The sequence below is a fragment of the Azoarcus sp. DD4 genome (assembly GCF_006496635.1).
Classification (GTDB): Bacteria; Pseudomonadota; Gammaproteobacteria; order Burkholderiales; family Rhodocyclaceae; genus Azoarcus.
In genome coordinates this window covers 5,224,426-5,237,740 of record NZ_CP022958.1, presented here as the reverse complement: position 1 = coordinate 5,237,740, position 13,315 = coordinate 5,224,426, and the positions used below count along the sequence as shown (strand labels likewise).

Sequence of the window (13,315 nt, the reverse complement as noted above, 5' to 3'; positions counted from 1 at the left end):
GGAATGGGTTAGGGGTAGAAGCGGAAAAGGGAGGGGCACGCCGTGCCCCTCCCCGTGGCGGCGGGCGACCCCGGCTGCCGGGGCCACCCTTCCTGCCGTGGTCTGCGTTTAGCGACGGTCGTGGCCGTGGCCGTGACCGTGGCCGCGACCGCGTTCCTTGTCGAGGCCCAGCGCGTCGGCCATCACGTGGTAGATCACGTTCTGTTCCTGCGGGCCGCGGAACAGGTAGGCATTCGGGCCGCTGGCGTAGATCGCGACGTCTTCGCCGGCATGGGTTTCCGAGCCCATCGGCACGGTGGCTTCCTGCAGGTAGTTCGGGTTGGTGGTGTCCACCATCGACAGGTCGGGCCGCAGCGCGCTGCCGTCGTAGTGCGCCGCCACCGTGCCTTCGGTCGCCGCGACGAACTCCTTGCGCTGGAAGCCGCCGGTCCAGCCCGGGCCGTTGGCGTAGGACAGGGTGGTGTAGCTCAGGCCCAGCGCATCCTTGGAGGCGACGCCATCGACCGCGCTCTTGCCCAGGATGGGGTTGCCGCGCGACGGGTAGCCGGCGATGGTGAACACATGGCTGTGGTCGGCGGTGACGACGATCAGGGTGTCCTGGTCGTTGGTCAGGCGCTTGGCGACTTCGACGGCGTCGGACAGCGCCACGGTGTCGGTCAGCGCGCGATAGGCGTTGCCGGCGTGGTGGGCGTGGTCGATGCGGCCGGCTTCGACCATCAGGTAGAAACCCTTGTTGTTGTTGCGCAGCACCTTGATCGCCTTCTCGGTCATCTCGGCGAGCGAGGGTTCGCCGGCGACGTCATCCTTGCGGTCGGCTTCATAGCGCATGTGCGAGCGTTCGAAGAGGCCGAGCAGGTGCTTGGTCTGCTGCGGATTGACTGCGTCGAAGGCGGCCTTGTCCCAGACGTAGGCGGATTGCGCGTACTTCTTCGTCCATTCGGCGGTCAGGTCGCGGCCGTCCTTGCGGCGGCCCTTCTGGCTGGGGTATTCCGGGTCGGTCGCGGTGTTCGGCATGAAGTAGCTGCGGCCGCCGCCGAGCGCCACTTCCAGGCCGTCGCCGTAGGGGAATTCGAGCAGCTGACGGGCGATGTCGGCGACGGTGGCGCCGGCCGGCAGGTTGCTGTCGGCTTCCCAGTCGCGGTTGCCGACGTGGGCGTAGTTCACCGCCGGGGTGGCGTGGGTGATGCGGGCGGTGCTGACGATGCCGGTGGACATGCCGCGTTCCTCGGCCTGCTCGAGGATGGTCTTGACGCTCTTGGCGCGGGTCACCGCGGCGCTCGGCTCGTTGCGGTCTATGGATTGGTCGACCGAGATCGCGCCGTCGTTCGTCTTGATGCCGGCAACCATCGCGGTGGCGGTCGGCGCGGAATCCGAGGTCTGCTGGTTGGCGCTGGCGGTGACCGAGCTGCCCATGTGATCCAGCTTCTCGAAGCTGAGGCGGTTGAATTCGCCGTCGGTGTTGCGCATCTGGCCGTCGAGGATGCGGGCGGCGGTGACGGTGGACACGCCCATGCCGTCGCCGACGAAGAGGATCACGTTCTTGGCGCGGGCGCGGTTGGGCACGACGCGCTTGGAGCTTTCCACCGCGGCGCGGCCGGCGGCGAACCACTCGTCGGCGCTGGTCGGAACGGCATTGGTTTCGGCGGCGTGCGCCTGGGCGGTGCACAGGGCCAGCGCGATGCTGGCGGCGAGGATCTTGGGTTGCATGGTATGTGTTCTCCCTGAGGCGGATGGCGTTACATGAGCAGTGGTGCAGCCTGCAAGGGTGCCCTGTGCGCATGACGGCACGATGATGCTTTTGTTGCCGGTGGGCAGGCGACTATGCTCAAACCATCCCAAGCTCATCGGTCTGCCGCCATGATCCATCCCGCCCGCAGCCTCAGCGTCGCGATCGCACGCCCGCTGGCCGAAGTCGCCGCCTTTCTCGCCGAGCCGCGCAATTTCACGCAATGGGCCAGCGGCCTCGCGGGCGGCCTGCAGCCGCCATCCGCCAGTGCCGACGGCGACTGGCGGATGAACACGCCGGACGGCGAGCTGCGCATCCGCTTCAGTCCGCCCAATCCCTATGGTGTGGCCGACCACTGGGTGCAGCGGCCGGATGGCGGCATCGTCTACGTTCCGCTGCGCGTGGTGGCCAACGGCGACGGCAGCGAGGTCACGCTGACGCTGTTCCGCCTGCCCGGCATGGACGACGCCCGCTTCGCGGCCGACAGCGATTGGGTGCGGCGCGACCTCGACAGTCTCAGGCGGGTGCTGGAGGCGTAGCGGGTTCGGGAAGACAGCGACAGGGATAGTGCGCCAGCACCTGGTAGGCGCCATCCGTCCGGCTTTCCACCAGTGCATAGCCGTCGATGCGCCAGGCGATTGCCGGTGCCTGCGTCGGGACGCCGGCCTGCTGTGCGTGGCGGGCCAGCGTGACGTGCGGGCGGAAGGGGCGCGCTTCGGTGGGCAGGCCGAGGCGGTGCAACGCGTCGGCCAGCGCGGCGTGCAATGCCGGCAAGGCGCCCGGCACGGCAAGCGGTTCGATCACCGCGATGCCGCGCGGCCACAGCGCCGGCTGGCCGAAGGCGAGTTCGAAGCCGGTACAGGGCACCGCCAGCCCGGCCTGCAGTTGGGGCAGGCGCTCGCGCGCGACGTTGCCGATGAAGTGCAGGGTGAGGTGCAGCTTGTCGGTGCGGACCACGGCGGTGGGCCGCCCGCCCGCGCCACCATGCCACTGCCAGCCGTCGCGGTGGCGGGCGAGCAGGCGGCGCACGCCGGCGTCCGGCCACAGTGCAAGGAAGAGCCGCGCCTGAGCGGCGGCGTTCACCGTGGCGCCAGTCGCCATAGCGAAGTCAGCTCGGCGGCGCGCGCCGCGTGCAGCGGGTCGTCGGCGTCGGCGGCGCGCGGATGGCGCGGCCGGATGTCGAGGCGGTCGATCACCGTCAGACCGGCGGCCTCGAACAGCGCCAGCAGTTCGGCGCGGGAACGCAGGCCGAGGTGTTCGGCGAAGTCGGAGAGGATGAGCCAGCCCTCGCCGCCGGGCTCCAGGTGGGCCGCCAGCCCGGCGAGGAAACCGCGCAGCATGCGGCTGTCCGGATCGTAGATCGCGTACTCCACCGCGGCCGACGGCTTGCCCGGCAACCAGGGCGGGTTGCACACCACGAGCGGCGCGCGCCCCGGCGGGAAGAGGTCGGCCTGCAGCAGTTCGACGCGGTGGGCCAGCCCGAGGCGGCCGAGGTTGTCGGCGGCGCAGGCGAGCGCGCGCGGATCCTGGTCGGTGGCGATCACCCGGGCGACGCCGCGGCGGGCGAGCAGGGCCGCGATCACGCCGGTGCCGGTGCCGATGTCGAAGGCCAGCGTCTTCGCCGGCAGCGGCGCCTGCGCGACCAGATCGAGGTATTCGCCGCGCACCGGCGAGAACACGCCGTAGTGCGGATGGATGGTGGCGTCGAGGGCGGGAATCGGCACGCCCTTCTTGCGCCATTCGTGCGCGCCGACCAGCCCCAGCAGCTCGCGCAGCGACACCACGAAGGGCCCGGCGGCCGCGCCGTAGGCCTCGCTGCAGGCGGCGGCGAGATCGGGTGCGCGCCGCAGCGGGATGCGGTAGCCGTCGTCCACCGGGATCAGCAGCATGCCCAGGCTGCGGGCGCGCTGGGCCTGGGCGAGGCGATGCAGGTGGAAGGCCTCGGTGATCGGGGGCGCCGGCTTCGCGGCCTTGGCCGGTTTGGCCTTGCCCGGCTTGCGCACGACGCGCCGGCCCATCGCCTGAAGCAGCTGGCGGGCGTTGTTGAAATCGCCGCGCCACAGCAGCGCGGTGCCCTCGCAGGCCAGCCGCCAGGCGGCGTCGGCGGAAATGGTGTCGTCGGCAATCACCACCCGCCGGGGCGGCGGCGCGCCGTTTTCCGATTGCCAGGGCGCACTGCGCGCTTCGCCGTCCTCGGTCCAGTGCAGCAGGGGGCGGGCGGACGGCGGCGTGGCCGTGCCGGGGCAGGCGGTAAGCGACATGAAGGTGGGGCGCCGGAGCGGCGTAGCGGGATCGAGTGCGGATTCTACGGCGCGGGCCGGTGAAAGCCCACGCCGTCTGCGCTTACAGGTCGATGCGCAGCGACACCCAGTGGCGCAGTTCGACCACGCGGTCGGCGGGGTCGCCGCTGGCCTTGAATTCGCCGTGCTTGCCGTTGATCGACTGCGCGGTGTAGGCGATCTCGCCGCGCTGGCCGCCGATGTCGAAAGGGTAGCCGAGGCGCATGTCGAAGCGGCGGTAGAAGTCGACCGCAGAATTGCGCGTCCATTTCATGTGGTCGACCCAGTAGCCGGCCAGCGAGAAGTCGAGATTGCCGGGCAGCTTCTGCATCAGCAGCAGCGAAGTCGAGCGCTCCGGCGCCGACTGTTCGGTGTGGGCGTCGATGCGGCCGGCCTGCCTGGGGTCGTCGAGCGTGGTGATGCCGGGATAGTTGAGCGCGTCGGCCAGGTAGTCGGCCTTGATCCGTATCCACGACTGGCCGAGCAGGATGCGCGTGGTGTTGAAGGGCTGCCAGCGCCACTGGTATTCCACGCCTTCGATCTTCACCCGCTGGATGGGCGTGGTGTAGTAGGGGAAGGTGCAATGGTCCGGCGTCGGGATGTCGCACAGCGCCGGGTCGTCCAGCGTGCGGCGGATGGCCTGCATGCGGTTGGGAATGCGCTCGCGGAACAGACGCACGTCGAGGCTGCTGCGCAGCGCGGCCCACTCGCCGAGGTAGCCGAGTTCGACCGTGGTGATCTTCTCCTGCGGCATGTCGGCGTCGCCGTACAGGTCGAGGTAGCGGAAGCTCGGCAGCGGGCTGCCGTCGCTGGTGGCGTAGGGCGAGGCCTGGGTCTTGCCGACGTAATCCACCGTGGCGCCGCTGCGGTAGGCGCGCGAGGCACCGATGCGGATGGTGTTTTCCGGATTGAGGTGGAAGCTGGTGCTGATCCGGGGCGAGAAATTGCGCCCGGCCATCGAATCGTATTCGGTCGCGGCGCCGAGGTTGGTGGTAAGCCAGGTCGCCGGCTTCCATTCCAGGTTGCCGAAGATGCGCGCCACCCGGCGGTACACCGTGTCGCGGTCGGCCAGGTAGTGGTCGGAGCTCAGGCTGTCGAGCCGGTAGCTGCCGCCCCATACCAGGCGGGTCGACGCGCCCGGGGCGAAGCTGTGCTGGGCTTCGAGTTCGTGGCGGGTGCCGAGATCGCCCATCTCGTCGATGTCGAACAGCAGGGTGTCGTAGCGTTCGGTATGCGCATCCGAGCCACGGCTTTCGGTATAGGAGTAGCGCAGCTGGAAATCGGCGCCTTCCTCGAGCGCATGGCGCCACAGCGCCTGCAGGTAGGTGTCGGACTGGGTGAAGTCGCGCAGCGGATTCTCGGGGTCGTCGCCGCCGGTGAGCACGTCGTCCTCGCGCGCCAGCCGGCCGCGCTCGACTACCGCATCGACATGGCCCAGGCTCAGCTGCAGCTGGTCGCGGTTGGTCAGCCAGAGGTCGGTGCGCAGGTCCAGGAGCCTGGACTGGAAGGAGTCCTTCCAGTCGAACTGGTCGCGCAGGCCGTCGTCCTTCTTCGACTGGTAGGTCAGCCGGTAGTCGCCGGCCTCGCCCAGGCGGCCGCCGCGGCGCAGGGTGAGGTCGCGCACGCCCTGGTTGCCGATGTTGGTGCTGATCGAGGTGCCGCGCACCAGCGCCGGATCGACGGTGATGATGTTGATGACGCCGAGAAAGGCGTTGGAGCCGTAGGACACCGCGTTGCTGCCGCGTACTACCTCGATGCGTTCGATGTCTTCCAGCGCCACCGGCAGCGTCGCCCAGTTCACCCCGTTACGGAACAGCGGCGAATACTGCGAGCGGCCGTCGATCAGCACCTGCACCCGCGGCGAGAAGTCCTCGTCGGTGAGACCGTGGTAGGTGACGCGGGCGGCGTCGGTGTTGTTCGGATAGGTCTGGAAGCCGGGCACCAGGCGGAACACGTCGTTGAGGTCGCGCGCGCCGCTGGCCTTGATCATGTCGCGGTCGATCACGGTGACCGAGGCGGAGGCGTCGGCCAGGCGCTGCGGCAGGCGGCTGACGGTGGCGACGATGGGCAGTTCGCTGAAGAAGATGTCGTCGCTGCCGGCGGCCGCTGCGGCCCCCGGCAAGGCACCGAGCGATGCCAGCAGCAAGCCTGCCGGCGCAGCATGTTTGGACAGACCATGCCCGATTTTCGGGCGGCGACGGCGTGCGGCCACTGGCTGCATGGGATACCTGCTTGTTCTTATGACTAAAGTAAAAGCCGTGAGGGCCGGCCCGCACGGAAGTATCGGTGGCGCGCGGACGGTCGTCAATTGTCATTTTGCGGAGCAGGACCGGTCCCGCCCGACGCTTTTGTGCGGCCGCAACACGGTCAGTCCGGGACGTCGATGCGATCGCGGACGAGGTGTCGAAGCGTGGCGGCAAGGCCGTCCGTCAGGCGCCGAGGATGCGCCTGGCGGCCAGGTCGCCCCACCAGGCGGCCTCCTCGAACACCGAGTAGCCGGAAAGGTCGGAATGGGCGAACAGGATGGCGCCGTCGGCCTCGCGCAGGCGGGCGAGGCCGGGATCGGACAGGAAACCCGGCCGCGGCACCGCCATGCCGTGGCCGCGCACGGTGATCTCCAGCGCCACCGCGCGGCGCCACAGCTCGACCGGGTCGTATACCCGGTCGAGGTCGGTCATGACGGCTTCGAACAGGCTGCTCGCATCGGCAGCCTGCAGCCAGCGGCGCGCTTCGACCGCCGGCTGGTCGGCCAGGGCCCGGTAGAGCGTGAACACCGTGTGCACCGGCCGTGCCGCGCGCAGATCCTGATGGGTGGATACCACCCAGCCCAGCCCCCGGCCGCCGTGCACCACGTTGTCCCAGGCCAGCGGCACGCTGCCCTGCTCGCGCGGGAAACCCTTCAGCAGCAGGTTGCCCACCAGCCAAGGGGCCTGCTCCGGCAGCAGGGCGGGATCGAGGCCCGGCGTGTCGAGGTCGGGCAGCACCCGTGCCGCCACGTGCAGCGGCATGGCGCAGATCGCGCGCCGGGCGCGCAGCAGGAAGGCATGGCCCTGCGCATCCCGGCACAGCACTTCCACGCCCTTGGCATGCTGCCGCACCCGCAGGGCGGAAGCAGCCAGCGTCCGCCCGGCAGGCAGTCGCCCGCGCAGGCCGGCCGCCAGGCGCCCCAGACCCTCCGGCCAGGTCAGTACCGCGCCGTCCTCGCCGTTGGCGGCATGGCCGTCGCGGGCGGCGAAGTAGTGCAGGCCTATCCAGGCCGACACGGTGTCGATACCGGCGCCGAAATCGTCGCGGCAGACGTAGTCGAGGTAGGTCAGCAGGCTGGGCGCGGTGTAGCCCTCGGCCGCCAGCCAGGCGGCGAAGGTGTGGCGGTCGAGCGCGCGGGTGGCGGGGTCGGCCGAGGACAGCGCCATCGGCATCGCGAACAGGCGCCGGCCGTCGGCGCCGCGGGCGGCGCGCAACCGCGCGATGGTCGCCTCGAAGCGGTGGTGCTGGACGACTTCGGCGGCGGGGGCGGCGCTGCTCGGCAGCAGTTCCTCGTGCCAGGCGCCGTCGAACCACACCCGCTCGGCCGGCGCGTGCACCAGCGCGGCCTCGTCGTACTCCGGCCGTTCGGCCGCGGGATCGCCGCGCAGGAACCCGAGGTCGGCGAGGATCTCGCGCACGTGCATGGATTCGCGCGAGGGCAGTGGCAGGTAGTGGGCGCCGCGCGGCGCGCGCAGGATCTCGCCGCCGGCCTCGAAGTGGGTGCTGGCGGCGTTGCCGTCGGGTTCGGGGCCGGAGAGCAGCAGGAAATCGTGCCAGCCCTCGCGCGCCAGCCGCCAGGCGGCGGTCAGGCCGGCGATGCCGCCACCGAGGATGGCCACCTCGGTGTGGCGCACGTCCGTCGGTTCGGGCAGCGCTGCCCGGTCGCGCAGCGCATGGCCGAAATCCATGCCCGGGCGCAGCACGCGGATGTCCAGCCCCAGCGTGCGCAGGCGCGTCGGCGGCTGGCAGGCGGCCAGCGCGGGCAGGGCGAGCGCCGCGCTGCCCAGCCGCAGGAAGCTGCGTCGACGCATCAGCGGATCACCCGTCCCCAGTCCTGCTCGAAGTAATGCACCAGCGACTGCGAGTTGAGCCGGTTGGGCTCCACCGGCGGCGCGTCCATGTCGGGCGGGAAGCGGAACAGGTCGGCCATGGTGTCGGCATTCAGGTAACGGGTAGGCACTGGCAGCCGGCGCGGCGGGTTGAAGGCCGGCCGCTTGCCGGCGAGGATGAAGCCCCATTCGCCGAAGGAGGGCACGTAGGCGTGATAGGGCCAGGTGTTGAAGCCGGCCTCGCGCAGGGTGGCGTCCACGCACCAGAAGGCGTGCGGCGCGAAGTAGGGCGAGGTCGACTGCACCACCAGCAGCCCGCCTTCAGCGAGATGGCGCGACATCAGCCGGTACACCGGCACCGAGTACAGCTTGCCGAGGGCGAAATTGGACGGGTCGGGAAAGTCGGCGACGATCAGGTCGAAGACGCCGACATCGCCTTCCAGCCACTGCCCGGCGTCGGCATTGACCACGCTGACGCGGGCATCGCGCAGGGCGCCGCGGTTGAGCGCCGCCAGCGGCTCGGCGCTGGAGAACAGCCGGGTCATGTCCGGGTCGAGGTCCACCAGGGTGACCGCTTCCACCTGCGGATACTTCAGGATCTCGCGCACCGCCAAGCCGTCGCCGCCGCCCAGCACCAGCACCCGGCGCGCGCCCGGCAGGCTGGCCAGCGCCGGATGTACCAGGGCTTCGTGGTAGCGGTGCTCGTCCTGCGAGGAAAACTGCAGGTTGCCGTTGAGGTAGAGGCGGATGTCGTCCTTCCAGCGCGTCACCACCATGCGCTGGTAGTCGCTGCTGTGGGCATAGACCACGGTGTCGCCGTACAGGCCCTGCTCGGCGAAGCGGGTGATGCGGTCGGACAGCGCCAGCCCGCCGGCCAGCAGGATCATCAGCACGCCGCCGCGCAGCACCCGCCCCGACACCGCGCGCGGCGAACCATCCGCCAGTTCGCGGCGGAAGTGCCAGGTGGTCCACAAGGCCACCGCGACGTTGAGCAGGCCGAACAGGAAGGCGGTGCGCGCCAGCCCCAGGCGCGGCGCCAGCACCAGCGGGAACAGCAGCGACACCGCGAGCGCGCCGAGGTAGTCGAAGGTCAGCACCCGGCTGACCAGTTCGGCGAAGCTGGCGCGGCGGGCGTTGAGCACCCGCATCACCAGCGGGATCTCCATGCCGACGAAGACGCCGACCAGGAACACCACCACGTAGAGCACGCCGCGGAAGGGCGCGCTCATCCAGGTGAATACCAGGAACAGCAGGGTCGCCGACACCCCGCCGAGCAGGCCCACCGCCAGCTCGATGTCGATGAAGCGCGCCAGCACCGCCTCGTCCTTCACATAGCGCGACAGGTGGGCGCCTACGCCCATGGCGAACAGGTAGCAGCCGATGATGGAGGAGAACTGCAGCACGCTGTCGCCGAGCAGGTAGCTGGCAAGCGCGCCGGCCACCAGTTCGTAGGCCAGCCCGCAGGAGGCGACCACGAAGACCGACAGGATGAGGATGCGATCGTGCATGAATTGGCAACTGCGCTGGAAATCCGCCCCGCCGGCGGCGGATCTGCTTGAGGCGCGGGCGCGAATGCTGGCTAAATACCGCCTTTCCCGCCCAGACGGAAAAGGCCGCCCATGTTACCGTTCCTCAACTACGCCGCTTACCTACTTTCGGCCTTCGCGCTGCTCGGCGTTTTCGCCGTGGCCTATACGCGGCTCACGCCCTACGACGAGATCGGCCTGATCCGTGCGGGCAAGCTGGCGCCGGCGATCAGCCTGGGGGGCGCGCTGATCGGCTTTTCGCTGACGCTCGCCTCCAGCATCCAGCACAACGACACGCTGCTGATGTTCGCGGTGTGGGCGGCCAGCGCCATGGTGGTGCAGGCGCTGGCCTACGCCCTGCTGGCCCGCGCCATCCCGCGCATGGCCGAATGCCTGGCCGACGACAACGTCGCCATGGGCGCGCTGATGGGCTGCGTGTCGCTGGTCGTGGGCCTGATCAACGCCGCCTGCCTGTCCTGAGCCGTCCCCCCTTTACCGCCGCGCCCCGCCGGGCGCGCTTGTCCGCAGAGGAAACCGAGCCATGAGTCTCTCGTCCTTCATCAAGAAGCAGTTCATCGACATCCTGCACTGGACCGAGGAATCCGACGGCGTGCTGGCATGGCGCTTTCCGATGCAGGATTTCGAGATCCAGTACGGCGCCAGCCTGACGGTGCGCGAATCGCAGATGGCGGTGTTCGTGAACGAAGGCCAGATCGCCGACGTGTTCGGCCCCGGCATGTACAAGCTCACCACCCAGACGCTGCCGGTGCTGACCTACCTGAAGAACTGGGACAAGCTGTTCGAGTCGCCCTTCAAGTCCGACGTGTATTTCTTCAGCACCCGCCTGCAGCTCGGCCGCAAGTGGGGCACGCCGCAGCCGATCACCATCCGCGACCAGGATTTCGGCATGGTGCGGCTGCGCGCCTTCGGCATGTATTCCTACAAGCTGGCCGATCCGAAGAAGTTCTACAGCGAGATCTCCGGCACCCGCGAAAGCTATACCGTCGACGAGCTGGAGCAGCAGCTGCGCAACCTGGTGGTGGCCTCGATGAGCGCCACGCTGGGCGGTTCGGACCTGCCCTTCCTCGACATGGCGGCCAACCAGGTGCTGCTGGCCGACAGCATGAAGGCGCAGATGCTGCCCACCTTCGAACGCTACGGCCTGGCGCTGGACAACTTCGCGGTGGAGAACATCTCGCTGCCGGAAGAGCTGCAGAAGGCCATCGACACCCGCATCTCGATGGGCATGATGGGCGACCTCGGCAAATACACCCAGTACCAGGCGGCGAGTTCCATCCCGCTGGCGGCGCAGAACGAGGGCGGGCTGGCCGGCATCGGCGCCGGGCTGGCGGCCGGCGTCGGCGTGGGGCAGATGATGAGCGACGCCATGCGCCAGGCGATGCAGCCCGACGCGGCCGCCGCGCCCGCTCCCGCCCAGCCGCCTGCCGCCGCCGCGCCGGTGGCGGACGATCCCGCCGCCCGCCTGGAGAAGCTCAAGGGCCTGCTCGACAAGGGGCTGATCTCCGCCGCCGACTACGACAGCGCCAAGGCCGAGATCCTCAAGAAACTGATCGGCTGATTGCGCGCTACTTTCCGCCCATGCACCTGCCGACGCGCGCCCGCGGGCGCGCTGCCCTGAACCCGTTCGCGCCGCGCGCGCGCCACCACCGGCCGCGCGCCGACTGACACGCCCATGTATTCCACCGCCTGCCCGAGTTGCGGCGCCCCCGTCAGCTTCAAGTCCGCCGCCTCGGTGATGGCGGTGTGCGAGTACTGCCGCGCCACCCTGGTCCGCGAGGCCGACGCAGTGCGCGACATCGGCAAGATGTCGGCGGTGCTGGAAGACTATTCGCCGATACGCATCACCACCCAGGGCGTGTTCGAAGGGCGCAGTTTCGCCGTCGTCGGCCGCATCCAGCTGCGCTACGAGGCCGGCTACTGGAACGAATGGTACGTGCTGTTCGACGACGGTCAGGGCGGCTGGCTGTCGGACGCCAGCGGCCAGTACACCCTCACCGTGGATATCGGGCCGGCGTCCGATGCGCCGGTCTTCGAAGTGCTCAAGCCCGGCCAGCCCTACCTCCACGACGGCGAGGTCTTCACCGCCGCCGATATCCGCAGTGCGCAGTGCACCGGCGGCGAGGGCGAGCTGCCCTTCCGCGTCGGCGAAGGCTGGGAGGCGCGGGTGGCCGACTTCCGCCAGCGCCGCCGCTTCCTCACCCTCGACTACTCCGACGGCCTCACGCCGCTGCGCTACCTCGGCACGGCGGTGGATCTCGACAGCCTCAAATGCCAGCTGCTGCGCAGCGACGAGGAAATCGTGCATCGCGCCGGCCGCCTGCGCGGCCGGATCGCCAGCCTGGAATGCCCGGGCTGTGGCGGCCCGCTGGCCTATCCGGCGGGGGTCGCCACCCAGCTGGTGTGCCCCGCCTGCGGCACCCGCAGCGATCTCACCGGCGACCAGGCGGTGGTGCTCGGCAAGCAGCGCGAACTCAAGTCCCACACCGTCTCGCTGGAACTCGGCGCCCAGGCGCGCATCGGCGGCCAGTCCTACACCCTGATCGGCATGATGCGCTGCCAGGAGGCGGGCGAAACCGGGTTCTGGACCGAGTACCTGCTGTACAGCCCGCGCAAGGGCTTCCTGTGGCTGGTGGAAAGCGAGGACGGCTGGGAACGCGTGCAGGTGCTGGACGACTGGCCGGTGCCCGCGCCCAGCTCCAACAGCGCGGTGCGGCTGGGCGGTCAGAACTTCCAGAAGAAGGTCTCTTACCGCTCGGTGGTGCGCTATGCGGCCGGCGCCTTCAACTGGCAGGTCAAGGCCGGCGACACCGTCGGCATCACGGATTGGCAGGCCGGCCGCGACAAGCTCACCCAGGAGTTCAGCGACGCCGAACTGGTGTGGTCGCGCGCGGTGCCGGTCAGCCAGGGCGAGATCGACGGCTGGTTCGGCCGCACGTCGAAATCCGCCACCGGCGCCGCCAAGGCCGGGCCCAAGGGCGAAAGTGGCGGTGGCCTGGGCGTCATGGCCAAGTACTTCAGCGGCGCCTACCTGTTCTTCAACCTGCCGATCACCCTCTTCGCCGATGGCAGCTGGATTCTCACGCTCATCGGCCTCGCGCTGCTGTGGTGGCCGGTCATCTCCAACGCCAGCGGGAACGACTGAATGAAGCCCTGGCACTACTTCATCTACGGCACCGTGGTGCTTATCGTCACCACCCTGATCAACCTGGGCACAGCGGACGATACCGGCGGCAGCTCGGCGCGCGCCTGGAGCGGCGGCAGCGGTTCGTCCGGCTGGTCGTCCGGCGGTTCGCACAAATGAGCACGCCGCCCCGTCATCCGCACGGCCGTCATCTGCTGCTGGACCTCGCCGGCATCGTCCCGGCGCGCCTGACCGATCCGGCGCAGCTGGAGGCGGCTTTGCGCGACGCGGCGCGCCTGGCCGGCGCCACCGTCCTTTCCGCCCACTTCCACCATTTCGGCGAGGGCGGCGGCGTCACCGGCGTGCTGCTGCTGAGCGAATCCCACATCAGCATCCACACCTGGCCGGAACACGGCTTCGCCGCGGTGGACATCTTCATGTGCGGCGGCACCCGGCCGGAGCGGGCGGCGGAATCCATCGCCGCGGCGCTGGAAGCCGGGCACGCCCGGCAGCACGACATGCCCCGGGGCAAGCGCCCCGATGGCGCCGGCGATGGTGCGTAGCGC

Annotated in this window: 12 protein-coding genes; 6 read left to right on the top strand and 6 right to left on the bottom strand. The window is 69.9% G+C overall.

Going from position 1 to position 13,315, the window contains the following annotated elements:
- Positions 1-108: 108 nt before the first annotated feature.
- Positions 109-1,707, bottom strand: coding sequence for an alkaline phosphatase (locus CJ010_RS24305; protein ID WP_141020372.1), 1,599 nt, complete (start codon positions 1,705-1,707; stop codon positions 109-111).
- 150 nt (positions 1,708-1,857) lie between these two features.
- Between CJ010_RS24305 and CJ010_RS24300 the strand changes: the two genes are divergently transcribed.
- Positions 1,858-2,265 carry an SRPBCC family protein gene (locus CJ010_RS24300; RefSeq protein ID WP_141020371.1) on the top strand — a complete coding sequence of 136 codons (408 nt, stop codon included), beginning with the start codon at positions 1,858-1,860 and terminating at the stop codon, positions 2,263-2,265.
- Here CJ010_RS24300 and thpR read toward each other — a convergent pair.
- The 5 genes from thpR to CJ010_RS24275 form a co-directional block, all read right to left on the bottom strand.
- The gene (thpR, locus tag CJ010_RS24295; protein WP_141020370.1) at positions 2,243-2,827 is read right to left on the bottom strand and encodes an RNA 2',3'-cyclic phosphodiesterase; all 585 of its coding nucleotides are present in this window, start codon (positions 2,825-2,827) and stop codon (positions 2,243-2,245) included. The genes CJ010_RS24300 and thpR overlap by 23 nt on opposite strands.
- Complete coding sequence (locus CJ010_RS24290) at positions 2,806-3,987, bottom strand: class I SAM-dependent methyltransferase (protein WP_141020369.1); 1,182 nt, start codon at positions 3,985-3,987, stop codon at positions 2,806-2,808. Before CJ010_RS24290 ends, thpR begins: the two co-directional genes overlap by 22 nt.
- 82 nt (positions 3,988-4,069) lie before the next feature.
- Positions 4,070-6,226, bottom strand: a complete 2,157-nt coding sequence (locus tag CJ010_RS24285; RefSeq protein ID WP_141020368.1) for a TonB-dependent siderophore receptor — start codon at positions 6,224-6,226, stop codon at positions 4,070-4,072.
- 208 nt (positions 6,227-6,434) lie between these two features.
- Positions 6,435-8,063 carry an FAD-dependent oxidoreductase gene (locus CJ010_RS24280; protein WP_141020367.1) on the bottom strand — a complete coding sequence of 543 codons (1,629 nt, stop codon included), beginning with the start codon at positions 8,061-8,063 and terminating at the stop codon, positions 6,435-6,437.
- On the bottom strand, positions 8,063-9,589 hold the full coding sequence (locus tag CJ010_RS24275; protein WP_141020366.1) for a polyamine aminopropyltransferase: 1,527 nt from the start codon (positions 9,587-9,589) through the stop codon (positions 8,063-8,065). The genes CJ010_RS24280 and CJ010_RS24275 overlap by 1 nt, the downstream gene beginning before the upstream one ends.
- A gap of 111 nt (positions 9,590-9,700) precedes the next feature.
- On the opposite strand from CJ010_RS24275, the gene CJ010_RS24270 reads away from it, so the two are divergent.
- From CJ010_RS24270 to speD, 5 genes are all read left to right on the top strand, one after another.
- Complete coding sequence (locus CJ010_RS24270) at positions 9,701-10,087, top strand: DUF350 domain-containing protein (RefSeq protein WP_141020365.1); 387 nt, start codon at positions 9,701-9,703, stop codon at positions 10,085-10,087.
- 61 nt (positions 10,088-10,148) lie between these two features.
- Positions 10,149-11,186, top strand: a complete 1,038-nt coding sequence (locus CJ010_RS24265) for an SPFH domain-containing protein (protein ID WP_141020364.1) — start codon at positions 10,149-10,151, stop codon at positions 11,184-11,186.
- A gap of 114 nt (positions 11,187-11,300) precedes the next feature.
- Positions 11,301-12,770: a DUF4178 domain-containing protein gene (locus tag CJ010_RS24260; RefSeq protein WP_141020363.1), complete on the top strand. Its 1,470-nt coding sequence runs from the start codon at positions 11,301-11,303 to the stop codon at positions 12,768-12,770.
- Positions 12,771-12,929, top strand: a complete 159-nt coding sequence (locus CJ010_RS25230) for a hypothetical protein (RefSeq protein ID WP_168225016.1) — start codon at positions 12,771-12,773, stop codon at positions 12,927-12,929.
- Positions 12,926-13,312, top strand: a complete 387-nt coding sequence (speD, locus tag CJ010_RS24255) for an adenosylmethionine decarboxylase (protein WP_141020362.1) — start codon at positions 12,926-12,928, stop codon at positions 13,310-13,312. Before CJ010_RS25230 ends, speD begins: the two co-directional genes overlap by 4 nt.
- Positions 13,313-13,315: the final 3 nt, after the last annotated feature.